At 70.6% G+C, this 24,427-nt stretch carries 18 protein-coding genes; 12 read left to right on the top strand and 6 right to left on the bottom strand.

Annotated features, from left to right (window positions below; translation table 11 throughout):
* Positions 1-137 precede the first annotated feature (137 nt).
* The gene (locus tag EDF50_RS15605; protein ID WP_123520431.1) at positions 138-2,564 is read left to right on the top strand and encodes a S8 family serine peptidase; all 2,427 of its coding nucleotides are present in this window, start codon (positions 138-140) and stop codon (positions 2,562-2,564) included.
* A 184-nt stretch (positions 2,565-2,748) separates the two neighbouring features.
* Complete coding sequence (locus EDF50_RS15600; RefSeq protein ID WP_199738825.1) at positions 2,749-3,918, top strand: LacI family DNA-binding transcriptional regulator; 1,170 nt, start codon at positions 2,749-2,751, stop codon at positions 3,916-3,918.
* 135 nt (positions 3,919-4,053) lie between these two features.
* Here the strand turns inward: EDF50_RS15600 and EDF50_RS15595 are convergent, their stop codons facing one another.
* Entirely contained in the window at positions 4,054-5,418 is a 1,365-nt protein-coding gene (locus EDF50_RS15595; protein WP_123520430.1) for a globin domain-containing protein, read from the bottom strand.
* Between the two features lie 199 nt (positions 5,419-5,617).
* Here EDF50_RS15595 and EDF50_RS15590 point away from each other — a divergent pair, with 199 nt between their 5' ends.
* The 5 genes from EDF50_RS15590 to EDF50_RS15570 all read left to right on the top strand — a co-directional run bounded on the left by EDF50_RS15590 (position 5,618) and on the right by EDF50_RS15570 (position 12,244).
* Entirely contained in the window at positions 5,618-7,306 is a 1,689-nt protein-coding gene (locus tag EDF50_RS15590; RefSeq protein ID WP_123520429.1) for an ABC transporter substrate-binding protein, read from the top strand.
* A complete protein-coding gene (locus EDF50_RS15585; protein WP_123520428.1) occupies positions 7,303-8,283 on the top strand; it encodes an ABC transporter permease in 981 nt (326 codons plus the stop codon). Before EDF50_RS15590 ends, EDF50_RS15585 begins: the two co-directional genes overlap by 4 nt.
* A complete protein-coding gene (locus EDF50_RS15580) occupies positions 8,280-9,239 on the top strand; it encodes an ABC transporter permease (protein WP_123520427.1) in 960 nt (319 codons plus the stop codon). Before EDF50_RS15585 ends, EDF50_RS15580 begins: the two co-directional genes overlap by 4 nt.
* Complete coding sequence (locus tag EDF50_RS15575; RefSeq protein WP_123520426.1) at positions 9,236-10,984, top strand: ABC transporter ATP-binding protein; 1,749 nt, start codon at positions 9,236-9,238, stop codon at positions 10,982-10,984. The genes EDF50_RS15580 and EDF50_RS15575 overlap by 4 nt, the downstream gene beginning before the upstream one ends.
* A gap of 78 nt (positions 10,985-11,062) precedes the next feature.
* A complete protein-coding gene (locus EDF50_RS15570; protein WP_123520425.1) occupies positions 11,063-12,244 on the top strand; it encodes a glycoside hydrolase family 1 protein in 1,182 nt (393 codons plus the stop codon).
* 79 nt (positions 12,245-12,323) lie between these two features.
* Here EDF50_RS15570 and EDF50_RS15565 read toward each other — a convergent pair whose 3' ends face one another.
* Together EDF50_RS15565 and EDF50_RS15560 are read right to left on the bottom strand one after the other, a co-directional pair.
* The gene (locus EDF50_RS15565) at positions 12,324-13,652 is read right to left on the bottom strand and encodes a GNAT family N-acetyltransferase (protein ID WP_123520424.1); all 1,329 of its coding nucleotides are present in this window, start codon (positions 13,650-13,652) and stop codon (positions 12,324-12,326) included.
* A gap of 68 nt (positions 13,653-13,720) precedes the next feature.
* Positions 13,721-15,103 (bottom strand): MFS transporter, encoded by a 1,383-nt coding sequence (locus EDF50_RS15560; RefSeq protein WP_123520423.1) that lies wholly within the window; start codon positions 15,101-15,103, stop codon positions 13,721-13,723.
* Positions 15,104-15,318: 215 nt separating this feature from the next.
* Here EDF50_RS15560 and dnaK point away from each other — a divergent pair, with 215 nt between their 5' ends.
* The 5 genes from dnaK to EDF50_RS15535 all read left to right on the top strand — a co-directional run bounded on the left by dnaK (position 15,319) and on the right by EDF50_RS15535 (position 20,728).
* Positions 15,319-17,199, top strand: coding sequence for a molecular chaperone DnaK (gene dnaK, locus EDF50_RS15555; protein WP_123520422.1), 1,881 nt, complete (start codon positions 15,319-15,321; stop codon positions 17,197-17,199).
* Positions 17,200-17,210: 11 nt separating this feature from the next.
* Positions 17,211-17,870 (top strand): nucleotide exchange factor GrpE, encoded by a 660-nt coding sequence (locus EDF50_RS15550; RefSeq protein ID WP_123520421.1) that lies wholly within the window; start codon positions 17,211-17,213, stop codon positions 17,868-17,870.
* Positions 17,871-18,025: 155 nt separating this feature from the next.
* The gene (locus EDF50_RS15545; protein WP_123520420.1) at positions 18,026-19,018 is read left to right on the top strand and encodes a DnaJ C-terminal domain-containing protein; all 993 of its coding nucleotides are present in this window, start codon (positions 18,026-18,028) and stop codon (positions 19,016-19,018) included.
* A gap of 92 nt (positions 19,019-19,110) precedes the next feature.
* Entirely contained in the window at positions 19,111-19,518 is a 408-nt protein-coding gene (locus EDF50_RS15540) for a heat shock protein transcriptional repressor HspR (protein ID WP_043597756.1), read from the top strand.
* 97 nt (positions 19,519-19,615) lie between these two features.
* The gene (locus EDF50_RS15535; protein WP_123520419.1) at positions 19,616-20,728 is read left to right on the top strand and encodes a methyltransferase; all 1,113 of its coding nucleotides are present in this window, start codon (positions 19,616-19,618) and stop codon (positions 20,726-20,728) included.
* A gap of 16 nt (positions 20,729-20,744) precedes the next feature.
* Here the strand turns inward: EDF50_RS15535 and EDF50_RS15530 are convergent, their stop codons facing one another.
* From EDF50_RS15530 to EDF50_RS15520, 3 genes are all read right to left on the bottom strand, one after another.
* The gene (locus EDF50_RS15530; protein WP_123520418.1) at positions 20,745-21,230 is read right to left on the bottom strand and encodes a pilus assembly protein CpaE; all 486 of its coding nucleotides are present in this window, start codon (positions 21,228-21,230) and stop codon (positions 20,745-20,747) included.
* Positions 21,231-21,351: 121 nt separating this feature from the next.
* Entirely contained in the window at positions 21,352-21,798 is a 447-nt protein-coding gene (locus tag EDF50_RS15525; protein WP_123520417.1) for a DUF3060 domain-containing protein, read from the bottom strand.
* 232 nt (positions 21,799-22,030) lie between these two features.
* Positions 22,031-24,340: an Ig-like domain-containing protein gene (locus tag EDF50_RS15520; protein WP_123520416.1), complete on the bottom strand. Its 2,310-nt coding sequence runs from the start codon at positions 24,338-24,340 to the stop codon at positions 22,031-22,033.
* Positions 24,341-24,427 lie beyond the last annotated feature (87 nt).

Raw genomic sequence — 24,427 nt, 5'->3', positions numbered from 1 at the left:
GACACATTCACATTGGATATGTTTATGACCGGCCTGAGGTCGCCGGGTCTTGGGGCCGAGTGAGGGCGATCCATGGCCACCGTGATCTCGCCCCGCCGATCTCCGCGCGAGGCGAGTCGACCTACAGGAGCACATCCGTGAACAAAGAAACTGCATGCCGGGCGCCGCGCACCGCGACCGCCCTGGCGCTCGCCGGGGCACTCGTCCTGGCTCCCACCGTCGCTTTCGCGGCCGACGGCGTCGATGTCGCGGCCGCCGGTCCCGTCGTCGACGGAGGGGGGCAGGGTGCCGACGCGTCGCCTTCGACCGGCGCTTCGACGTCGGCCGCCGCCACGACCGAGGTGCAGGACGCACCCTTTCCCGCGGCCGACGCCCAGATCGCCGACGGCGTCGTGATGAACTACCTCGTCAACACCACCGTCACCGGCCAGGCGGCGATCGACATGGCCGCTGCCGCCGTTGTCGCCGACGGCGGGACCGTGCTCAGCGAGTACCCCGAGATCGGCGTCCTCAGCGCGCAGTCGTCCGATGGGGGCTTCCTCGCGGCCGTCCGTCTGGCCACGGGCGTCGAGTCCGCCGGCCCGACCCGCACGGCGGCGGTCGGCGAGGCCGAGACGGTGGTTCCGGCCTCAGCCGGCATCCAGAGCATCGGTGGCCCACTCGGCGGGCAGGCGGTGGCGGCCGATCCGCGCGAGGTCGACCAGTGGGACATGATGGACATCGGTGCGCCTGAGGCGCGTCAGATCACGTCCGGCGGCCCCTCGGTCGTCGTGGGCGTGCTCGACACAGGCATCGACGTCTCGCACCCCGACCTCGCCGGACAGGTCGACCCCGACCTTTCGGTCGGTTGCACCGTCAACGGCATCCCCGACCAGAACCAGTCCGCGTGGGTTCCTGTCGACAATGGCGAGTCCCACGGAACCCACGTCGCCGGAACGGTCGCGGCCGCCGAGAACCACGTGGGCATAGCCGGCGTCGCCCCCGGCGTCACGCTCGCCAGCGTCAAGGTTGCCAGCCACGACGACCGCGCCTACCCCGAGTACGTCCTCTGCGGCTTCATGTGGGCCGCTGACCACGGCTTCGAGGTCACCAACAACAGCTACTTCGTCGACCCTTACGAATTCTGGTGCCGGGGCGAGATCGACCAGGCTCCGGCCCTCGAAGCCGTGACCCGCGCGGTCAGATACTCCGAGGCGCGAGGCGTGCTGAACGTGGCCGCCGCCGGCAACTCGTCCTACGACTTGGCGAACAAGACCACGGACTCCTCGAGCCCCGATGACTCGAAGCCGATCAGAGGTCGTGATGTGTCCGAGGGTTGCTTCGGCCTGCCCGCCGAGATCGAGGGCGTCGTCACGGTGTCGGCCCTGCGCAAGGGTGCCGATGGTCACCCTGTCTTCGACGCCGGCTACTCGAACTACGGCGCCGGGGTCATCGACGTGGGGGCGCCCGGTTCGTACATCCTCAGCACCGCCTTCGGCGGCGGCTACCAGGTCTCCAGCGGCACGTCGATGGCCTCGCCCCACGTCGCTGGCGTCGTCGCGTTGCTCGCCTCGACCCACCGTGGCGCCACGCCGGACGAACTGCGGGCGCTCCTGGAGAAGCAGACCGTCGGGGGCGGTGACCCCGCGCTCTACGGCGCGGGCGTTGTGAACGCTTTCGCTGCCGTCACCGAAGACCTCGGTCTCGGTCCGATCGCTGCCGTCGCGGACGGCACCGTCCGGGTCGACGTCCCGTTCCGCATCCGCGGAGCGAACTTCGGGCCCGGTGAGGTCATAACGGTCGACGGTCTCGACGCCGGGTTCGTCGCCGACGAGAACGGCCGGCTCGACGACGTTGCCCGGGTGTCGCCGTCGCTTCCGGCCGGCGCGACGTCGCTGACTCTCGTCGGATCCGAGGGTAGCGAGACGACTCTCGACCTGCTCGTCGAGGCCACTGCCGTGGCCCCGGTGATCACGGCTCCCGTCGAGGGTGCGGTGCTCGAACCCGGCACCGTGACCGTGACGGGCACGGCGCAGCCCGGTGCGGAAGTGACCGTGGGGCTCGCGACGGCTGATCAGCTTGCACATCTCGACGAGCCCGTGCCCTCCTCGTCCGCCCGATCCGCCCGATCCGCCCGCGTGGTGGCCGACCCCATCGCCTACGACCCCGAGGCCGGTAACGTGATGGCGGTCGTGCAGGCGGACGTAAGCGGGCAGTTCTCGGTGCCCGTCGCCGGTGTCCCGGTCGGCGCCTTCGGCGTGGTCGCGGTGCAGACCCTGACCGACAGGACGATGAGCTTCTCCTCGCCGGTCTTCTTTTCGGTGGTCGAGGTGGTGCCTCCGGAGGTGGTACCTCCGGTTGTAGCTCCGGTGGTACCTCCGGACGTGGTACCTCCGGTCGTGATGCCGGTCTCGAGTGGCCTCGTCCCCGTCTCGACCGCTCGCGCCACCCGGGTGCTCGCCTACACGGGCAGCGAACCGGCGCCGTTCGTGGCCACCGCTGTGCTGATGGTGCTCGCCGGAGTGGCGACCGTCATGGCGAAGCGGCACCGTCGCCGGTCGGCTTCCGCCCCCCGCGGCGACTGACCGGCGGCCCGGCGGGTCGTCATCCGGATGCCGCTCGCCCTCGACGGGGCGGGCGGCGTCCGTCGTCGCGTGCCCCGACGGCCTGTGTCGTGGCCGTGTCGCTCGGCCCGACCCGGCCCCGGGCCGGGCACCGGCCGACCTAGGATGGTCCGCGACCCGCCGCCGCCCGCCTGGAGGACCGCTCGTGACCAAGGCCCCCACCGTGTACGACGTGGCCGCTCACGCCGGCGTGTCGATCGCCACGGTGTCGAGGGTGCTGCGCCGTCCCGACGACGTGCGCCCCGAGACCCGCGGACGGGTGCTCGAGTCGGTGCGCGCGCTCGGCTACGTGCCGAGCGGCGCGGCCCGCGGCCTCGCCGGTCGACGCACGGGCGTGCTCGGGCTCTTCCTGCCGGGCCACGACGGCATCGACGGCCCGGAGCCCGACTGGGCCCGGGTGGCCGACGCGACCCGCATCCCACTGATCGACGACCGCGAAGGGGCGGGGGCGTCGCACGCCCCGCTCTCGCGTCCCGGTGCGGCGACCCGCACCGCGCCTCCTGCGCCGGATCACGGCTCAAACCCGGCGAACCTCTACTTCGACGAGGTGCTCCGCGGCGCCGAGGTCGAGGCCTGGCGCCGCGGCTTCGCGCTGATGGTCGCCGCCGGTCGCGGCTCGAGCCGCGAGGTGATGGTGAACGACATCGCGGGCCGCGTCGACGGGTTGGCCGTGCTGGCCCAGACCGTGCCGGGCGACCTGCTCGCGCACGTGTCGCGGCGCATCCCCGTCGTGGTGCTGGCCGACTCCCGTCCGGGCGACGAGCTCGACCACGTCGGCGTCGACAACGTCGCCGGCATGCACGCCCTGACCGATTTCGTCCTCGGCGCGCACGGGGCGCGCGACGTGGCCTACGTCGCCGGCCCGTCCGATTCACCCGACGAGCTCGACCGTCACGCCGGCTTCGACCGGGCCGTCGCGGCGCACCGGGCGTCGGGCGCGCGCGTCGACGCCCGGGTCGAACCGGGCGAGTTCTCCCGTGCCGGCGGTCGCCGGGCGGCTGCGGCCCTGCTGGCGGCCGGCGAACCGCCGCGGGCCGTCCTCTGCGCGAACGACCAGTCGGCCCTCGGCGTCCTCGACGTCTTCGGCGAGCAGGGTGTCGACGTCCCCGGCCGCGTGCTCGTGACGGGTTTCGACGGCATCGACGCCGGCCGGTTCTCCCGGCCCCGCCTGACCACGGTGCGCCAGCCGATGGGTGAGCTCGGCCGCCTCGCCGTGCGCACCGTCGTGCAGCGCCTGACCGACCCCGGGGCTCCTCCGCAGCGCGTCACGCTCCCGGTCGAGGTGCTGCTGCGTGAGAGCTGTCCCGCGCTCTGAGCGGTGCCCGCCCGTGGTCGCCGCGCCGCGCCTCCTGCCGGCGAGATGTCACGACGTGCCGCTCACGTTCAGAGGTGAGCGGCACGTCGTGACATCTCGGCAGCCCTATCCGAGTCAGCCCTACCCGAGTCCGCCCTACCCGAGTCCGCCCTGCCCGGTGTCGGCCCCGGTGACGCTGCCGTCGTCGGGCCCGAAGACGAAGTAGTGCACGCGTTCGGCGTCGACTCCGTGGCTGATCAGGGCAGCGCGGGCGATCGCCATGAACGGCACCGGCCCGCAGAGGAACACCCGGTGCGACGCGGTCAGGTCGACCCGGCCGAGGTCGATCGGGTCGAGGTAGACCCCGGGCCCGTCGATCGACGCCGCGGCCAGCGCGCTGAGCGCCGAGAGCGACCCCTGCGTGTAGCTGACCCGCAACGTCGCGTTCGGCATCGACGCGACCAACGCCTCGAGCTCGACCCGGTGGGCGTGGCGCTCGGGCGTGCGCTCGAAGTGCAGGGCCGTCACGACACGGTCCGGCTCGGTGCGGGCGAGGTGGTCGAGCATGCCGAGCACGGGGGTGCAGCCGATGCCCGCCGAGACGAACAGCAGCGGCGCGTCGTCGAGGTCGTCGATGGTCAGCGAGCCGATCGGGGGCGAGACGCTCACGACGTCGCCCACACGCAGCTCGCGCATGAGGTGCGACGAGACCTCGCCGTCGGGCGCGGGCGGTTCACCGGCCAGCAGCCGGGCGCTGATGCGCCACTGCTCGTCGTGCCCGCCGCGCAGGCTGTACTGCCGGATCTGACGCGCGCCGTCGGCCAGCCGCACCTGCACCGACGCGAACTGGCCGGCGCGGTAGCGCGGCAGGGCCTCGCTGTCGGCGGAGACGAGGGTGAGTGCGACGACGTCCTCGGCCTCGACGCGGTGCTCGGTGACGACGGCCTCGCGCCACTCGTCGCCGGGCTCGAGGTCGAACTGCCGGTAGATCGTCTCGACCGTCGTCGCCATCTCGTCACGGGTCCGGCGGTAGACGGCCGCCCACGCGTCGGCGACCTCGGGCGTGAGGACCGGGCCGAGGGCGGCGGCGAACGCCTGGCCGAGGTGCCGCTCGAACACGTCGTATTCGTCGCGTGTCACGCCGAGCGCCGCGTGCCGCTGGGCCAGCCGCGAGACGATCTCGCCGGGTGTCGCCGGAGCGAGGGTCGGCGCCCCGGCCTGGCGTGCGGTGTCGTCGCCGAGCGGCCGGCCCCCCGAGGAGGCGCGGCGCCGGTCGGTGCCGGCAGCGCGCGTCGACCCCGGGGCCGCGTCGAGCACGGCCTCGGCCAGTGCCACGATCGTGCGGGCGAGATCGCGTTGCTGCCGCCCCTGCGCGAGGTCGCCCCGGTTGAACCGGTCACGCAGCAGGTCGGGTCGCGAGGCGAACAGGCGGCGGTAGAAGTCGTCGGCGATGTCGTGCGCCCGCTCGGCGACCGCGGGCAACGAGGCGCGGAGCGCCTGCAGCTGCGTCGTGCTGGCCATGCGGGTCCCTCCGGTCGGCCGGGATGCCGCGACCGGCACCCGACGCCGATTCTGGCGCGCGGGCCCTGGCGTCCCCTGACGGTTGGCTCGGCATCGAACGACCTCGCGCCTCCTCGTCCGGCCCGCTGCTTGCGCCGTGGCGATGTATGCGCTTACAGTGGGCGCAGCTCACCTCGACGACGAATGAGAGAACGTGGCGATGACGCACGCGACACCCCCTCGGCGACACCCGCGCCGACGCCTCCGCACGCTGGGGGCCCTGGCGGCCACCACGGCCGCCGTGCTCGTGGCCACCGGCTGCAGCATCCAGATCCGCAGCCAGCCCGACCCCAGCATCGGGGCCGACACGATGTTGATCAACGCCGACAAGGGCAACCCGCAGTTCGAGCGCAACTTCAACCCGTTCCTCACGAACAAGCGCACGGCCTCGACCTGGATCTACGAGCCCCTGCTCGAGATCAACCCGCTCGACGGCGAGATCACGCCGTGGCTCGCGGGCGAGACCGTGCTGCCCGACGCGCGAACGATCGACATGACGATCCGCGACGGCGTCGAGTGGTCCGACGGTACGCCCATGACCCCCGCCGACGTGGTCTACACGTTCGACCTGATCAAGGCGAACCCGACCCTCGACCTCAAGGGCGCCTGGCAGCACATCGACACGATCGAGCAGCAGGGCGACCACGTGGTCTTCCACCTGCAGACCGACGACGTGCCGGCGATGGAGATCATCGGCCAGACGACCATCGTCCCCGAGCACCTGTGGAAGGACGTCGACGACCCCACGACCTTCCGCAACCCCGACCCGGTCGGCACCGGCCCGTTCACGCTCGGCAACTACTCGCCGCAGCAGTACTCGATGGACAAGAACGAGACGTACTGGCAGGCCGACGAGATCGAGATCGGCCACCTCATCCTGCCCGCGACGAACAACCAGCTCGACACCGTCACGCGCGGTTACGACTGGTCGTACTCGTTCATCAGCGACGTCGAGGGCACCTGGGGTGCCGCCAGCCCCGACAACCACTTCTGGTTCCCGCCGGGTGGCGTGATCGGTCTCGTGCCGAACCTCACCAAGGCACCCTTCGACGACGTCAACGTGCGGCGTGGCATCGCGCTGGCGCTCGACCGCGGCCCGATCGCCGAGTCCGCCACCGAGGGCTACCTCGAGCCGGCCGGCCAGACCGGGCTCATCCTGCCCAACCAGCAGGACGACCTCGACCCGTCGATCCCGAACGCCGGCATCCTCGAGCAGGACGTCGACGGCGCCCTCGCGGCGTTCTCCGAGTCGGGCTACACGCAGCAGGGCGACCGTCTGGTCGGCCCCGACGGCGAGCAGCTGAAGATCACGATCCTCACGGCCAACGGCTACACCGACTGGCTGCGGGCCGTGCAGGAGGTGCGGAGCCAGTTGGGCGCGATCGGCGTCGACGTGCAGATCCAGGCTCCTCAGCCGGCCGGCTACCAGTCGGCCATCGCCAACGGCGAGTTCGACATGGCGATGGGCGGCATGGGCAACGGCAACGTCTACCAGGCCTACAACAACCTGTTGAACAGCCAGTTCGCGACCCCGGTCGGCGAGACCACCGCGGCCAACTTCGAGCGGTTCAGCGACCCCGCGGTCGACCAGTTGCTCGACGACTGGAAGGCCACGACCGACCCCGAGCAGCAGAAGCAGTACAGCTACCAGCTGCAGAACGTCGTCTACGACCAGCTGCCCGTGATCGGCCTCTACTACGGCGGCCTCTGGGGCCTGTTCAACGACTCGAAGTTCACCGGCTGGCCCTCCGCCGAGAACCCGTACATGGCCCCGCAGAACTACGACCAGGCGCCGCTGCTGATCTTCACGAAGCTCAAGCGCGTCTCGACCGAGGGGGACGACAAGTGAAGTACGCAGCCCAGAAGCTCGGCTTGTTCGCGCTCACGTTGTGGGCCGCCGTCACGCTGAACTTCATCCTGCCGCGGCTGATGCCCGGCAGCCCGACCGACGCCGCCATCGCCAAGCTGTCGCAGAACGGTCCCGTCAGCGACGCGACCCGCGCCGCGATCGAGGCCCAGCTCGGGGTGCCGAGCGGCAACGTGCTGCAGCAGTACGTCAGCTACCTCGGCCAGGTGGTGCGTCTCGACTTCGGCACGAGCTACACGTTCTTCCCCGAGACGGTCGGCCACCTGGTCGGCCAGGCCCTGCCGTTCACGCTGATCCTCGTCGGGGTCTGCACGATCATCGCGTTCGTGCTCGGCACCCTGATCGGCGTCGCGGCCGCCTGGAAGCGCGGTACCTGGCTCGACTCCCTGCCGACCCTCTCGGGCAGCTTCATGAGCACCTTCCCGTACTTCTGGACGGCGCTGCTGTTGCTCTTCTTCCTGGGCTACGTGTTGCACTGGTTCCCGACGACGGGGGCCTACGGTGCGACGACCACACCCGGCTTCACACCCGCCTTCGTCGGGGACGCGCTGCAGCACGCGGTGCTGCCGGCGATCACGATCCTGCTGACGAGTCTCGGCGGGTGGATACTCGGCATGCGCAACGCGATGATCTCGACGCTGGGCGACGACTACGTCACCTTCGCCGAGGCCAACGGCCTGAAGGGTCGCACGGTCGCCGTGCGCTACGCCGCCCGCAACGCGATCCTGCCGAACCTGACCGGCTTCGGCCTCGCCCTCGGTGGCGTGGTCGGCGGGTCGATCCTCGTCGAGCAGGTGTTCGGCTACCCCGGCATCGGCTACCTGCTGTTCAACGCCGTCATCGGCCAGGACTACCCGCTGATGCAGGCCCTCTTCCTGATGATCACGGTCAGCGTGCTCGTCGCCAACTTCCTCGTCGACATCTTGTACGGCGTGCTCGACCCAAGGACCCGCCGATGACCACCACCGTGTCCGTCCACCTGCCCGAGGGCGCGCCTCCCACCGGCCCCGCCGAGCAGAAGGCGCCCAGTCGCTGGCTCACCATCGGCCGCATGGCCGCGACCATCTGGTCGAACCCCAAGGCGAAGATCGGCGTCGTCATCTTCGGCGTCTTCGTGCTGGTCGCGATCTTCGCCCCGTTGCTCGCCCCCTACGGCGGCAGCGAGAACGGCTTCGCGCGCAACGCCGACGCCAGCTGGGCCCACTGGATGGGCACCACGGCCGCCGGTGAGGACGTCCTGAGCCAGCTCATCTACGGCGCCCGCATCAGCGTCTTCGTCGGCGTCGTGGCCGGCGTGCTGTCGACGCTGGTCGCCGTCGCGATCGGACTGAGCTGGGGCTACATGAAGGGCTTCGGCGGTGACGTCGTCGGGTTCGTCGTGAACCTGTTCCTCGTCATCCCGGGGCTGCCGCTGATGATCGTCATCGCGGCCTACCTGCAGAACGGCGGGATCGCGGTCATCCTCGCGGTGATCGTCATCACCGGCTGGGCCTGGGGCGCGCGCGTGCTGCGCAGCCAGACGCAGTCGCTGCGCTCGCGCGACTTCGTCACGGCGGCGCGGTTCTCGGGCGAGAGCGCGGGACGCATCGTGTTCCGCGAGATCCTGCCCAACATGACGTCGCTGATCACCGGTTCGTTCTTCGGTGCCGCGACCAGCGCGATCCTCGCCGAGGCCGGCCTCGAGTTCTTGGGGCTGGGTGACTCGTCGATCGTCAGCTGGGGCACGATCCTCTACTGGGCGCAGAACTCGAACGCCCTGCTCACCGGCCAGTGGATCCTGCTCTTCGCGCCGGGCCTCTGCATCGCGTTGCTGGCGATGAGCCTGACCTTGATCAACTTCGGCGTCGACGCCGTCGGCAATCCGCGTCTCCGCGAAGGCGGAGCCAAACGAACCAAGAAGGAGGCGCGCGCATGACCGCCACGGACCTCACCACCGCAGACCGCGCCTCCTCGTCCTCCGACGACGTGCTGCTCGACGTCCGCGACCTCAGCGTCGTCTACGAGAGCGCAGGCGCCGAGCCCGTGCAGGCCGTCGACCACGTGTCGTTCCGGCTGAAGCGGGGCGAGTTCGTCGGCCTGGTCGGCGAGTCCGGCTCGGGCAAGTCGACGCTCGGCTACGCGCTGACCCGCCTGCAGAAGCCGCCTGCGCGTACCAACGGCGGCAGCATCCGGTTCGACGGCGCCGACGTCCGCGACCTCGACACCGAGGCCCTGCGTCAGCAGCGCCAGGGTGGCTTCGCGATGGTGCTGCAGTCGGGCATGAACGCGCTGAACCCCGTGCGCACGATCCGCAACCACTTCGTCGACGTCTTCAAGGCCCACGGCCACGTGCCGCGCGATCGCTGGCACAGCCGCGCCGCCGAGCTGGTGGCCAAGGTCGAGCTCGACCCGGGCGTCCTCGCGCGGTTCCCCGGCGAGCTGTCCGGCGGCATGCGCCAGCGCGTCTCGATCGCCCTCGCCCTGTCGCTCGAGCCGCAGCTGATGGTCTTCGACGAGCCGACCACCGCCCTCGACGTGCTCGTGCAGCACGCCGTGATGGACACGATCATCTCGCTGCAGCGGAGCGAAGGCTTCACGGCCGTGCTGATCAGCCACGACCTCGGCATCGTGCTCGAGTCGGCCCAGCGCGTGCTCGTCATGCACGAGGGACGCATCGTCGAGGACGGCCGCTCGGCCGACGTGCTCGCCGACCCGCAGGACGACTACACGACGATGCTGCTGTCGCACTACGCCGACCCGCGCGCCGAGGTCGTCTCGCTGCCCGGCTTCGAGGACCGTTCGGTCCGTCGGGCCCGGGGCGACCGCCGCGTCGACACGACGACCTCGGTGCCGACCGTCGCCACGCGCGGCCAGCGCACGGCGCAGCACGCGATCACCGTCAGCGGCGTGACCAAGACCTACGCGCCTCCTCGTCGGGGGGACGACCCCGTGCGAGCCGTCCGCGACGTGTCGTTCACGCTCGAACCGGGTCAGTCGCTCGCCCTCGTCGGGCAGAGCGGCTCGGGCAAGAGCACGATCGCCAAGCTCGTCACCGGCGTCGAGAAGCCCACGAGCGGCAGCGTCACCTTCGGCGACACCGACGTCACGCGCCTGCGGGGGCGTGCCCTGCGCAGCTTCCGCAGCGACGTGCAGATGGTCTTCCAGGACCCCTACGCCGCCCTCAACCCATTGCACACGGTCGAGTACACGCTGACGCGTCCCGTCGTGAACTACACGGGTCTCGAGGGCCAGGAGGCGCGGCGCCGGGTGCTCGAGCTGCTCGAGACGGTCGGTCTGACGCCGGTCGAGCAGTTCGCGGCGAAACTGCCGCACCAGCTGTCGGGTGGTCAGCGGCAGCGCGTCGTGATCGCCCGCGCCCTGGCGAGCGACCCGCAGGTGATCATCGCCGACGAACCGGTCTCGATGCTCGACGTCTCGCTGCGGGCCGGTGTGCTCGCCCTGCTCGAGGACCTGCGCGAGCAGTGGGGCGTCTCGATGCTGTACATCACGCACGACCTGCTGAGCGCCCGCCTCGTCACCGACGACATCATGGTGCTGAACCAGGGCGCCGTGGTCGAGCGGGGGCACACGGCCGAGGTGTTGCAGCGGCCGACCGACCCCTACACGGTGCGGCTGCTCGAGGCGGTGCCCAACCCGCGCCGGACGCACCGCGCTTCCTGAACCCGACCGCCCGCCGGCGACGTCGACCTTCGGCGCGTTCCCGTCCCGACCGCTGACCACCATCGAGAGGAGCACCCCGTGCTGACCTTCCCCGAGAACTTCTTGTGGGGTGCCGCGACCGCGGCGCACCAGATCGAGGGCAACAACGTCAACAGCAACTGGTGGGTGCACGAGCACGCGCCGGGCACCACCATCGTCGAGCCGAGCGGCGACGCGGCCGACAGCTACCACCGGTTCCGTGACGACATCCGGCTGCTCGCCGAGCTGGGGTTGAACAGCTACCGGTTCAGCATCGAGTGGGCGCGCATCGAACCCGAACGCGGCGTCGTCAGCACGGCGCAGATCGCGCACTACCGCCGCATGGTCGAGACCTGTCACGAGTTCGGCATCGAGCCGATCGTCACCCTGATGCACTTCACCGTGCCCCGCTGGTTCGAGCGCGACGGCTTCTGGCGGGCGCCCGACGCCGCCGACCTGTTCGCGCGCTACACCGAGCTCGCCCTGCCGGTCGTCGCCGAAGGCGTCGAGTACGTCTGCACGATCAACGAGCCGAACATCGCCGCGATGCTGGCCGGCGGCGAGGACGCTTCGAACCTGGTCGCCTACGGGCTGCCGAACCCCGACCTCGAGGTCGCCGACGCGCTGCTCGCCTCGCACAGGCGCAGCCGCGAGGTGCTGTCGCAGCTGCCGCGGATCAAGTCGGGCTGGACCGTCGCGACCCAGGCGTTCAAGGCGGTCGACGAGCCGGGGGCCGCCGAGAGGACGCGCGAGTACGGCTACGTCCGCGACGACTGGTACAGCGAGATGGCGGCGGGCGACGACTTCGTCGGGGTGCAGGCCTACACGCAGACCTTCGTGGGCCCCGAGGGGCCACGGCCGGTCGCCGAGGGACTCGAGACGACGTTGACCGGGTGGGAGTTCTACCCGCCGGCCGCCGCCGAGGGCATCCGCAGCGCCTGGGAGCTGTCGGGCCACGTGCCCGTCATGGTCACCGAGAACGGCATCGCCACAGCCGACGACACCCGACGCATCGCCTACACGCAGGGTGCCCTCGAGGGCATCCACGAGACGATCGCCGAGGGCGTCGAGGTGCTCGGCTACCAGCACTGGAGCGCCCTCGACAACTACGAGTGGGCCAGCGGGTTCCGCCCCACCTTCGGCCTGATCGGCTGGGACCGCGAGACCTTCGAGCGCACGCCCAAGCCGAGCGCCCACTGGTACGGCGCGGTCGCCCGGGCGAACGGGCTCGAGCGGGCGTAGGCCCGCTGCCGAGACGCAGGAGGCGCGAGTCGGGTGACCCGCGCCTCCTGCGTCGTCGGCGCCCTCGCGACGACGCGTCCTAGAAGTAGGTGATGCCGTGCAGCGGGCGATCGGGCAGCAGCATCGCACGGAGCTTCTGCACGGCGCCCTTGCGGCGCTCGCGCACGAGACCCGCGGCGGCCAGGGTGACCGGGTCGACCCCGCCGAGCCAGAGCGAACCGAGCGTCGCGACGTCGAGCTCGAGGTCGGCCCGGCGCACCGCCGCCTTCTTCACCGTGGCGTCGCCGCCCTCGCTCGTGACCCGGTAGGTGCCGGACGCGTGGCCGAGCGCGTCGCCGATGGCGATCGTGACGACGCCGTCGGCCGCCCAGGGGCGTGCCTGCAGGGCGGCCACCGGGTCGAGGACGCGGAACCACACGTGGTCCTCGTCGTGGCTGATCGTCAGGGCGCGTCCGTCGACCAGGGCGTGGGGCAGCGGGTCGTGTTGCGGGGCGTTCGAGTACCGGACGGCCTGGACCAGGTCGACCGAGAGCAGCAGCTGCCAGAGGCCGAGGTAGGCGTCGTCGGTGGCGGCCACGAGGTCGACGACGACGAGGGTCTGCGTGCCGGTGGCACCCGGCCCGCCGCCCACCGACTCGACCCGGTAGGTGACGTAGCCATCGACGGTGCCGGTCGCGTCGCGGTGCACGGCCGCCCGGACGCCCGGGTCGGGCGTGCCGTCGGCGCGCTCACGGCCGAGCGCGTGGTCCCAGGCGCCCTGATGGCGGTCGATCGAGCCGGGGCTGCGGACGTGGAACCGGGCGAACACCTCGGGGGCCACGTCGGCCAGCGACGCGAGGGTGACGAGTTCGGTGCTGCCCTCGGGCTCGCTGAGCATCCCGCCGGCACGCCGCACGTCGACCTCGATCGTGCGCTCGCGGACCCCGACGCCGAAGCCGAAGCGACGGTAGATCGACGCCTCGCTCGCGGTGAGGGCGGCGACCGGGGTGCCGGCGGCCTTGGCGCGGGCGAGGTCGTCGGTGATCATGCGGCGCAGGATGCCCTTGCGGCGGTGGGTCGGTTGCACGGTGACGCCGGCGACCAGGTCGGCCTCGACCAGGCGGCCGCCGCCGACGTGCAGGGTCTTGTCGAACGAGGCGAAGGTGGCCACGGGGCGGCCCTCGGCGTCGAGCGAGCCGGGATTCGACTCGCGACGGTAGACGCCCGTGAGGCGTCGGCCGTCGGCGTCGAGTCGACGGGCGGCCCGGCCCAGGGCGGCGTCGTCGGCGGCCGCCTCGTGGAAGCCCATCGACTCGGCGGCGACCCAGCCGGCGGTGGCGTCGTCGGCCCGCGGCGCGTCACCCGGTGCCTCGGGGTCGAGCGCGGCCGCGAACGTGCGGAGGTCGTAGTCGTCGTCGAGGGAGCTCACCCGATCAGCCTACGGAGGACCGCCGACCTTGTCGTCGTCCGCAGGGCGGAGGCGCCTCCGCCGGATCGTCAGTCGATCGAGCGCTGGACCGCCTTGACCGGCAGCATCAGCACGAGCCCGGCGAGCAGCACGAGCGCGATGCCGACGATGCCGAAACGGGTGTCGCCCGTCGCGCTGACGAACAGGGTGAAGAGTCCCGGCGCCAGGAAGCTCACCGCTCGCCCGGTCGTCGCGTAGAGCCCGAAGATCTCGCCCTCCCGGCCCGGAGGCGTGATGCGGGCGAGGAACGACCGGCTGGCCGACTGGATCGGTCCGACGAACAACGCCAGGGCCAGGCCGAACACCCAGAAGAGGTTCGTCGCGGTGCCGATGGCGAGCACGGCGAAGGCGGCGGCGACCAGGCCGATCAGCGACCCCACGATGATCGTCTTCGCCCCCAGCCGGTCGTCGAGCCAGCCGCCGACGAACGTGCCGACGCCCGCCACGAGGTTGGCGCCGACGGCGAAGTAGATGACCATGCTCGGCGAGAAGCCGAACACCTGCGCGGCGATGATCGCGCCGAAGGTGAACACGGCGGCGAGACCGTCTCGGAACACCGCGCTCGCGAGCAGGAACAACAGCACCTGACGGTTGGTGCGCCACAGCCGAGCGATCGTCGAGCCGAGGAGGCGGTACGAACGCCACAGTCCCACCCGGGTGCGTGCGGCGGTGGCGGGCAACTCGGGCACCGACAGCAGGACCGGCACGGCGAACACGGCGAACCACACCGCGGCGACGACGATCGAGAGGCGGACGTCCCATGCGCCTCCCGCCGTTCCCGTCGCGACGCCGAACACGCCGCCACGTCCGTCGACCCCGAAGCTCTGCAGGAACGCGACGAGCAGCAACAACAGCAACACGATGCCGCCGACGTAGCCGAGGCCCCAGCCGAACCCCGACACCTTGCCGATCGTCTTCGGGGTCGAGACCTGCACGAGCATCGCGTTGTAGTTGACGCTCGCGAACTCGAAGAAGAGGTTGCCGACGGCGAGCAGGGCGGCGCCGAAGACCAGGAGGTCGGGCACCGGGGCCACGAACACCATCGTGACCATCGCGAGCACGACCAGGCCGGTGTTGACGGCCAGCCAGAGCTTGCGTCGGCCCGACCCGTCGCTACGCTGGCCGAGCACGGGGGCGAGCAGCGCGATCAGCACGCCCGCGATCGTGAGCGCCGTCGAGATGGCGGTCGCGTTGTCGGCCTTCGCGAGGACGAGCGCGGGGTTGCGGGCGTCGTCGCCGGCGGCGGCCACGACGGCCGGGTCGACGAACGCGCCGCTCGCCAGGTAGGTGCTGAAGACGAACGAGGTCACGACGGCGTTGAAAGCCGCCGAGCCCCAGTCCCAGAGGGCCCACGAGACCACGCGGCGGCGCGGGATCGGATCGGTGTCGGCGAGCGTCTGCGCTGCGGTCATGGGGGTCAACCTAGTCGGCGTCCGTGGCCGACCCGCGTCGCGCCTCCTCCGTGGGGCTCGTGCCGCGACCTCCCGTCCGGGACTTGAGTCATTCTGGCTCAACTTTCAGCTTCACAGCTTGACCTCCGCGTCGAGGTGAGTAAAGTTGAGCCAGGCCGACTCAAGGCCGGCCCCCAAGGCTTTCGTCACACCGCACCACGAAGGAGAAATCGCACATGGCACGTGCAGTAGGAATCGACCTCGGTACCACCAACTCGGTCGTCAGCGTCCTCGAGGGCGGCGAGCCCACCGTCATCGCGAACGCCGAGGGTCTCCGCACGACCCCTTCGGTCGTCGCGTTCACGAAGGACGGCGAGGTGCTGGTCGGCGAGACCGCCAAGCGCCAGGCCGTCACCAACGTCGACCGCACCATCGCGTCGGTCAAGCGTCACGTCGGCACCGACTGGAAGGTCGAGATCGACGACAAGAAGTACACCCCGCAAGAGATCAGCGCGCGCATCCTCGGCAAGCTGAAGCGCGACGCCGAGCAGTACCTCGGCGAAGAGGTCACCGACGCCGTCGTGACCGTCCCCGCGTACTTCAACGACTCCGAGCGCCAGGCCACGAAAGAGGCCGGCGAGATCGCGGGCCTCAACGTCCTGCGCCTCATCAACGAGCCGACGGCCGCGGCCCTGGCCTACGGTCTCGACAAGGGCAAGGAAGACGAGCTCATCCTGGTCTTCGACCTCGGTGGCGGAACGTTCGACGTCTCGCTGCTCGAAGTGGGCAAGGACGAGGACTTCTCGACGATCCAGGTGCGCAGCACCTCGGGCGACAACCGCCTCGGTGGCGACGACTGGGACAACCGCATCGTCGAGCACCTGATCAAGAAGTTCAAGGACGCCCACGGCGTCGACCTGTCGACCGACAAGATCGCCAAGCAGCGCCTCAAAGAGGCCGCCGAGCAGGCCAAGAAAGAGTTGTCGTCGAGCACCTCGACCAGCATCCAGCTGCCGTACCTCACGCTGACGGCGGAGGGCCCGCTCAACCTCGACGAGACGATCTCGCGCTCGCAGTTCGAGCAGTGGACGAGCGATCTGCTCGACCGCACCAAGAAGCCGTTCAACGACGTCATCAAAGAAGCAGGCGTGAAGGTGGGCGACATCGCCCACGTCGTGCTCGTCGGTGGCTCGACCCGCATGCCGGCCGTCACCGAGGTCGTCAAGCAGCTCACCGGTGGACAGGAGCCCAACAAGGGCGTCAACCCGGACGAGGTCGTGGCCGTGGGTGCCGCCCTGCAGGCCGGCGTGCTGAAGGGTGAGCGCAAGGACGTCCTGCTCATCGACGTCACCCCGCTGAGCCTCGGCATCGAGACCAAGGGTGGCGCGATGACCAAGCTTATCGAGCGCAACACCGCCATCCCCACCAAGCGCAGCGAGACGTTCACGACGGCCGACGACAACCAGCCGTCCGTCGCGATCCAGGTCTTCCAGGGCGAGCGTGAGTTCACGCGTGACAACAAGAACCTCGGCACCTTCGAGCTGACCGGCATCGCTCCGGCTCCGCGCGGCGTGCCGCAGATCGAGGTCACGTTCGACATCGACGCCAACGGCATCGTGCACGTGTCCGCGAAGGACAAGGGCACCGGCAAGGAGCAGTCGATGGTCATCTCGGGCGGTTCGTCGCTGTCCAAGGACGACATCGAGCGCATGGTCCGCGAGGCTGAAGAGAACGCCGCCGAAGACAAGGCGCGTCGCGAGGCCAACGAGACCCGCAACTCGGCCGAGCAGCTCGTCTACTCGATCGAGAAGCTGATCAAGGAGAACGACGACAAGCTGCCCGCCGACGTCAAGTCCGAGGTCCAGGCCGACGTCGACTCGCTCAAGTCGGCCCTCGCCGGCGACGACGAGTCCGCCGTCAAGCCCGCGTTCGACAAGCTGAACGAGAGCCAGCAGAAGCTCGGCCAGGCGATCTACTCGCAGAGCCAGGCCGACCAGGCCGGCGCCGCGGGTGCCGCCGGTGGTGACGGCGCTCCCGCCGACGGCCAGGCCCAGGGCGACGACGAGGACATCGTCGACGCCGAGGTCGTGGACGACGACGACAACGACAAGAAGTAGAGGCGGTCGGCATGACTGACGAGAACAAGACGCCCGACGACGAGCCGCGTCCCGCGACCCCGTCCGAAGACGGCGGCACGGCCGACGTCGTCGACCCCGACGAGCTCGTCGACGCCGAGGCACCCGACGTCGAGACGCCGATCGACGCCGAGGCCCCGGCCGGGGCCAAGGCCGCGGCCGACGAGATGGCCGACGCGCCGCAGGGCACCGAGACGCTCAGCGCCGACGACGAGGCCATCCTCGACGCGGCGAGTGCCGACCTCGTCGCCGACATGCGTCAAGACATGCTGCGGGCCCAGGCCGAGCTGGTGAACTTCCGGAGGCGCGTCGAGCGTGACCGCGAGGCCAACCGCGAGGCCGTGGTCGCCGAGGTCGTCCGCTCGCTCCTCCCGGCGCTCGACGACCTGGCCCGTGCCGAACAGCACGGCGACCTGGCCGAGGGCCCGATGACCGTCATCGCGCAGAAGATCCGCGGAGGGCTCGACAAGTTCGGTCTGGCGCAGATCGGTGCCAAGGGCGACGTGTTCGACCCCAGCAAGCACGACGCGCTGGTCCAGCTGCCGAGCGCCGACGTCACGGTCAACACCGTGGCCGACGTCATCGAGCCGGGCTACACGATCGGCGACCGGGTCATCCGTGCCGCCAAGGTCGCGGTGCACACTCCTCAGTGACACCCCGGTGACGGGCGGCCCACGGCCGCCCGTCACCACCCCCGCGACGTAGGTCGCGACCGGCGGTGGGCCCCTCGACGAGGTGCCCACCGCCTCCCCCGTTCTCTTCCGGTCGCTGCCAGGCAGCGACCTCCAGTCAAGGAAGGAGGTGCCGCATGGCGAGTCAGGACTGGTTCGACAAGGACTTCTACGCCGTCCTCGGTGTCTCCAAAGACGTCACCCCCGCCGAGCTCAAGAAGGTCTACCGCAAGCTCGCTCGCAAGCACCACCCCGACTCGAACCCGGGCGACGCAGCCAGCGAGGCCAAGTTCAAAGAGATCAGCGAGGCCAACTCGGTGCTCTCCGATCCCGAACAGCGTCGCGAGTACGACCAGGTGCGGGCCATGGGAAACGGCGCGAGGTTCACGGCCGGCAGCGGCGGTGCCGGTGCGGGCGGTGGCTTCGAGGACGTCTTCGGCGGCATGTTCAACCAGGGCGGCCAACGCACGCAGTTCCGCCAGGGCGGCGGCGGAGGCTTCGACGACATCTTCGGCGGCATGTTCGGCGGTGGCGGTTTCGGCCAGACCAGCGGCGGCTACCGCGGCTTCGGTGGGCCTCAGAAGGGCCGTGACATGACGGCCAGCACGACCCTCGACTTCCAGACCGCGATCGTCGGCGAGACGATCACGCTGCAGGCCTCGAACGGCAAGCCGATGAAGGTCCGTATCCCGGCCGGCGTGCACGACGGGCAGAAGATCAAGTTGCGCGGGCGTGGCGAGCAGAGTCCCGACGGCGGCGAGGCCGGAGACATGGTGCTGACCGTCGCCGTCCGCAAGCACCCCGTGTTCGAACTCGACGGCAAGAACCTGCGGCTCGACGTGCCCGTCACGTTCGCCGAGGCGACCCTCGGCGCGACCATCGAGGTGCCGACGCTCGGGGGAGACCCCGTACGACTGCGCGTGGCACCGGGCACCCCCTCGGGTCGTGTGCTCCGGGTCAAGGGGCGCGGCGTGCATGCGAAGGACGGCGTGGGCGACCTGCTCGCCACCGTCCAGGTCGCGGTGCCCGCCCACCTCAACGACAAGGCGCGCGAGGCCGTCGAGGCGCTGGCCGCCGCACTGCCCGCCGAGAACCCCCGGGAGGACCTGATCGCCCGGGCCCGGGCCTGAGGAGACCGACCCGACCCGCGCCTCCTCGGCGGCAGGTCACGAGCGACGAGACAGGAGACGAGATGGACCGACCGGACCCCACCCGGTGGCCGATGGACGAGCACTCGCCCCTCTTCGCCATCGCGACGGCCGCCGAGCTCTCGGGCCTGCACGCGCAGACCCTGCGGCAGTACGACCGGCTCGGCCTGGTCGTGCCGCAGCGGACGGCGGGCAAGTCGCGGCGGTACTCGATGCGTGACGTCGTGCAGTTGCGCGAGATCGCACGGCTCGGGGGCGAGGGCATCTCGCTCGAGGGCATCAAACGCATCCTCGAGCTCGAGAACCAGGTCACCGCGCTGCAGTCCCGCGTCCGTGAACTCGAACGTGCTCTGGCCGACGAGATGGTGAACCGCCCCGGCGCCCGCGTCTTCGCCGCAGGCGAGAGCGGCGTCGTGCCGCTGCGCCATGGCACGCGCCCGTCACGGCAGACGTCGGTGGTCGTCTGGCGTCCCCTCCGCTGACGCGAACGACCGGCACCGCGACGTCACGACCTGCTGCTCAGCGTCGACGGCGGGCGGCAGGTCGTGGCTCGTCCTGCCGTCCGGCTAGCGTTGCCGGATGATCGACTTCGAGCAGCTGCGCCGGTGGCCCGACATCGAGGCCCCCGAACTCGTCGCGCACGATGCCACCGACCGGTTGCTGCTCGACACCGCCGACGAGGCGCTCGCCGCACACCCCGATGCCGTCGCCGTGGTCGGGGACCGCTACGGCGCCCTGACCCTCGGGGTCGCGACCCTGCTGCCCGGTGCCGGCATCCGGGTGCATCAGGACGCCCTCTCGGGCGAACTCGCGCTCGACGCCAACGCCGGGCGCCTCGGGGTCGCCACGACGTGGTCGCACCACGGACTCGACCCGGCCCTGCTCGAGGGCGCCCGGACGGTGCTGCTGCAACTGCCTCGGGGGCTCGACGCCCTCGACGAGATCGCCGGTCTCGTCGCCCGCCACGCGCACCCCGACGTGCGCCTCTTCGCCGGGGGACGCGTCAAGCACATGACGCTCGCGATGAACGACGTCCTCGCACGCCATCTCGGCGAGGTGACCGCCGGCCGGGCCCACCAGAAGTCGCGGGTCCTCACCGCGACGGCCCCGACACCAGGAGGCGCGCTCGGCTGGCCGCGCACGTCGCGTCACGGCGACGTGGTCGTCGTCGCACACGGTGCGGCGTTCGCGGGCACCTCGATCGACGTCGGCACGCGGGCACTGCTGGCGGTCCTCGATCGTGCGGCCCCCACGGCCCGCGAGGTCGTCGACCTCGGGTGCGGCACGGGAGTGCTCGCCGCCTCCTTCGCGCTCGCGCGACCCGGGGCGCGGGTGGTCGCGACCGACCAGTCCTGGGCGGCGGTGGAGTCCGCGCATGCCACGATGCGGGCAACCGGCGTGGCCGATCGAGTGTCCGTGTCGCGCGACGATGCGGGGTCGTCGCTGCCCGAGGCGTCGGCCGACGTCGTGCTCTTGAACCCGCCGTTCCACGTCGGGGCGACGGTGCACACGGCGATCTCCCGCAAGCTCTTCGAGGCTGCCGCCCGTCTGCTGCGCCCGGGTGGCGAGCTGTGGTGCGTGTGGAACTCGCCGCTCGGTCACCGGCCGGTCCTCGAGCGCGTGGTGGGGCCGACCACCCAGATCGCCCGCGACCCGAGGTTCACGGTCACCCGATCGGTCCGGCGGGGCTGACGAGGCCCTGGTCCCGTCAGCGGGCGTCGGCCTCGTCGAGGCGCAGGGAAGCGTCGATGTACGAGAGCAGTGCGTGCGCATAGGCGTCCTCGGCCCGGGAGGCGCGGTGTCGGTCGACCGTGGCGGCCCCTGTCGATCGGGTGGCCACCTCGTAGACGGTTCCGTCGCCGTCGCCGTCGCCGCCCTCGCCGCCGCCGCCCTCGTCGTCGTCGACGTGTCGCGTGAGCCCACGGAACACCGGGCCGAGCAGGTCGCGCAACTGGTCCTCTCGCGGGAGCCACAGGCTGTCGTCGGCGGCGACCGAGTCGAGGGCCCATTCGGTGGTGCCGTTGAAGCCGAGCACGGTGCCGGTGGGGTACTCGTGGGCTTCGATGGTCATGTCGCTGAGCGTGAAGACGTCGCCGTCGAACCCGGGGGTCTCGATGACGAAACGGTCTCCGGTGCGGGGATGCCAGCGCAATCCGGCATCGCGGAGACGGCGGGCGAGGGCGTGGTCGAGCATCGGCCCATGATGCACCGTCGAGGTGGGAGCGACCGTCGTACGGCCGGCTGGCCTCGCAGGATGATCGCGGCGGCGGCCAGGGTGGCGGGCGTCGTGCCGCGTCGGCGGAGGATGCCTTCCGTCAGCGGGCGGTGACGGTGTTGTCGGCGGTCCCGTTGTCGTTGACGACCGGTTCGGCACCGGTGTGGCTGACGGTGTTGCCGTCCCCGGCGAAGTCGACGGTGCCGACGCTGCCTGCCGTGACCGTGATGCCGGTGCCCTCGATGACGAGGTGGCCGACGTCGGAGAGGGTGACGGTGCCGCCGCTGCCGATGACGTCCACGGCGTCGCAGGCCTCGCTGAAGGTGACGTCGGTGGTCTTCTCGTCGAGGACGACGGAGGCGTTGCCGTCGATGCAGGTCTCGGTGACGAAGGGGCTGGTCGTCGACTCGGCGAGCGGGGTGCTCGAGCCGGTCGCGTCGGGCGTCGCATCGGAGTCGGTCGCGCTCGTGCAGCCGGCGGTGCCGGAGACGAGGGTCGCACCGAGCAGGGCGGCGAGAGCGGCGGTGCGGAGGCGAGGCGCGTGCATGGGGAGCCTTTCGGGTCTGGGGTCTGGGGTCTGGGGTGTGGGGTGTGAGGTATGGGGTGTGAGGTGGGGCCGAGCCCGGGTCGACCGTGTGGTCGGCCCGGGCTCGGCGGCGCTGTGGTGGTGCAGGGCCTGAGAGGACCGCGTTCGTCTCGACCGCCGTCTGGTGTCACTCGCCGCTGTGGTTCCAGGGGAAGCAGGTGATGGAGTCGCCGGTCTGGCCGTCGAGGGCCCTCTACTTGGCGTACTTCAGGTGCAGCGTCGTTCTTTGCTTCTCGGTGCCTTTGGTGGCGACGAAGGTGATGTCGTAGCCGGCGCTCGTGGGCCCGAGGTAGCGGTCGAAGGCCCAGGTCGTACCGAGACCGGTCTCGGCCTGGCCCATCGGCGTGCCCCACTGGTTCGTGGCGGTGATGGTGGTGCCGGGTGCGGCGGTGCCGGTGAAGGTGGCGGAGCCCACGGTGTAGGTGCTGTTGTTCACTGGGCTCGTGACCTGGAAGGCGAGGGCGCCGGCGTAGAAGATCGTCAGCGACACCGTCTGGGGGTCACCGTTCGGGGGCGTGGCGACGAAGGTGATGTTGTAGCCGGCGGTGGTGGGGCCGAGGTTCCGGTTGAAGGACCAGGTGCCGTCGGTCGCGGTCGCGGTACCCATGAGAGTGCCCCACTGGTTCGTGGCGCGGATCACGGAGCCGACAGGGGCGGTGCCGCGGAACGTGGTCGCGCCCGCGGAGTAGGTCTGGCCGTCGCCGTGGCTCGTGACGCGCAGGGGCTGCTCGACAGCGATCCGGGTGATCGTGTGCTTCACGGTCTGCACGTCGTCGCCGGAGGTCTGGGTGACGTCGAGGTTGCTGACGCCCATCCCGAGGCCGCGGGTCGGGGTGATGGTCCACTTCCCGTCCTTGACGACGCCGGTTCCGATGATGCTCTTCGCGTTGTAGCCGATCGTGACGGTGGCGCCCTCCTGGCCGGAACCGCTGAACGTGGGCCGGCTCGTGGCGACGGTGCTGCCGGCCGCGGGGGTCTCGACCGTCGGGGCGACGACCACCGGCTTCGTGTCGTCGTTGTCGGGGTTCAGGGTCACCTTGGAGCGGGTGGTGTTGTTGCCCTTGCCGATCTGGCTGGCCTCGAGAACGTGTTTCTTGCTGTCGAGCGGAGTCGTGGTGATCTTCCACGTGCCGGACGATTCGACGACCGCTGAGCCGAGGAGGTTGGTTGTGCCTTGTTCTTGGACACTGACCTGTGCGCCTGGTTCGCCCTTTCCGGTGAGTACGACCACACCGCCATCGTGCGTCGCACCGTCAGCGGGTGCGGTGAACTGAACTTCTTCGCCGTAAGGGACGGAAAGGACGACATTGCCACTCGGTTCGCCGCCGATCTGCTGCCCGACGGTGACGGGGTAGGCGCCACCGAAGCCGGGTGCGGGGATGGGCGTCGTCCAGCTGCCGGAGGGCGACGCAGTGGTCCGAGCGATCTCTTGACCCGCGGAATTCGTGAGGATGACGATCGCCCCGGGCTGGGCTGCGCCCGAGGCCACAGCGTTCTGGGTGCGGACGGCCGGCATGGTCACTCTTCCGCTCAGCGGAGCAACCCGAAGGTCGACGTTGACGTCGATCGACGCGGTTTTCGTGCCGTTGCTGAATTCGTCGACGGTGACCGTGTTCGACCCCAGGAGGAGGCCACCGATGGTCGCTGTCCAGTTCCCGGAGGGGGTGACGGTGGTTTCGACCCTCCCGTTGAGCACGATTTTCGCTCCTGGTTTCGCCTGACCGCTGAGCGTTGCCGAGCGATCGGCGAGATCGGTCTTCGAGACGTTCGCCGACACTCCGCCGGTCAGGACGGAGAAGCTCGACCGGTTCGTCTCGATGAAGAGGTCGGCAATGGTGTTGAGGTGGCCACCGCCCAACCGGGTCTGGACGGGGACGTACGGGAGGGCGTGCAGCTTGACCCGGAGGTACAGATCGCTCGGTCCCCAGGTCAGATTCACGGGATAGAGGACCGACCACGACGCGATGCTGGCGTTCTTTCCGTCGTTCTTGATGCGCACCGAGGTTTCCAAGGCGTCTCCCAGGCTGTAGCGAGCCTCGAGTTGGTCGATGGTCGTGCCCTCGGGCGCCACGAACTCCAGATAGCCCCTGGATGCTTTGTGGAGTCTCACTGTGTACCACTCGCTGGTGCCCGGGCGGATGCGCGGCCCGGTGATGGTGGCGGCGCCGGTCTCCGTCTCGATATCGTCCGGGTTGTCGCCGAGGTAGCGTGGCGACACCCCGCTGGTGCCGGTGGTCGGAGCGGCCTGACCCGGCGCCTCGGCGGGAGCCGGTGCGTCGCTGGGGGGAGTATCGGCTGGCGCGTCGCTCGGGGTCGTGTCGGCCAGAGTCTCGTCCGACGTCGGCGCGGGCTGCGGGTCGGCCGGGGTCGGCGAGCTCGAGCTGGAGGCCCCGGCGCCCGTCTCGGGCTCGACGGCCTGAGCGGCGGGGCCGAAGCTGAGGCCGGTCACGATCGTGGCTGCTGCCAGCCCGGCTGCGCCGGCGTTCTTGAGTGTCTTCTTCATCTTGTGGATGCGTTCTTCCTTGTCGAGGCGTGCGACTAGCGCGCAAGAAACAGGTCATTGACATATTAGACACAAACGAGAAATGAA

Origin of the sequence: Frigoribacterium sp. PhB24 (genome assembly GCF_003755185.1) — a bacterium.
GTDB lineage: Bacteria > Actinomycetota > Actinomycetes > Actinomycetales > Microbacteriaceae > Frigoribacterium.
Note: the sequence above shows the minus strand (reverse complement) of the source record. Positions and strands in the feature narration are given on the sequence as shown.

Coding starts and splice junctions, on each gene's coding strand:
- EDF50_RS15595 (WP_123520430.1), bottom strand. CDS start 5,418: ATGGCCAGCACGACGCAGCTGCAGGCGCTCCGCGCCTCGTTGCCCGCG.
- EDF50_RS15590 (WP_123520429.1), top strand. CDS start 5,618: ATGACGCACGCGACACCCCCTCGGCGACACCCGCGCCGACGCCTCCGC.
- EDF50_RS15580 (WP_123520427.1), top strand. CDS start 8,280: ATGACCACCACCGTGTCCGTCCACCTGCCCGAGGGCGCGCCTCCCACC.
- EDF50_RS15575 (WP_123520426.1), top strand. CDS start 9,236: ATGACCGCCACGGACCTCACCACCGCAGACCGCGCCTCCTCGTCCTCC.
- EDF50_RS15560 (WP_123520423.1), bottom strand. CDS start 15,103: ATGACCGCAGCGCAGACGCTCGCCGACACCGATCCGATCCCGCGCCGC.
- dnaK (WP_123520422.1), top strand. CDS start 15,319: ATGGCACGTGCAGTAGGAATCGACCTCGGTACCACCAACTCGGTCGTC.
- EDF50_RS15550 (WP_123520421.1), top strand. CDS start 17,211: ATGACTGACGAGAACAAGACGCCCGACGACGAGCCGCGTCCCGCGACC.
- EDF50_RS15545 (WP_123520420.1), top strand. CDS start 18,026: ATGGCGAGTCAGGACTGGTTCGACAAGGACTTCTACGCCGTCCTCGGT.
- EDF50_RS15540 (WP_043597756.1), top strand. CDS start 19,111: ATGGACGAGCACTCGCCCCTCTTCGCCATCGCGACGGCCGCCGAGCTC.
- EDF50_RS15535 (WP_123520419.1), top strand. CDS start 19,616: ATGATCGACTTCGAGCAGCTGCGCCGGTGGCCCGACATCGAGGCCCCC.
- EDF50_RS15530 (WP_123520418.1), bottom strand. CDS start 21,230: ATGCTCGACCACGCCCTCGCCCGCCGTCTCCGCGATGCCGGATTGCGC.
- EDF50_RS15525 (WP_123520417.1), bottom strand. CDS start 21,798: ATGCACGCGCCTCGCCTCCGCACCGCCGCTCTCGCCGCCCTGCTCGGT.
- EDF50_RS15520 (WP_123520416.1), bottom strand. CDS start 24,340: ATGAAGAAGACACTCAAGAACGCCGGCGCAGCCGGGCTGGCAGCAGCC.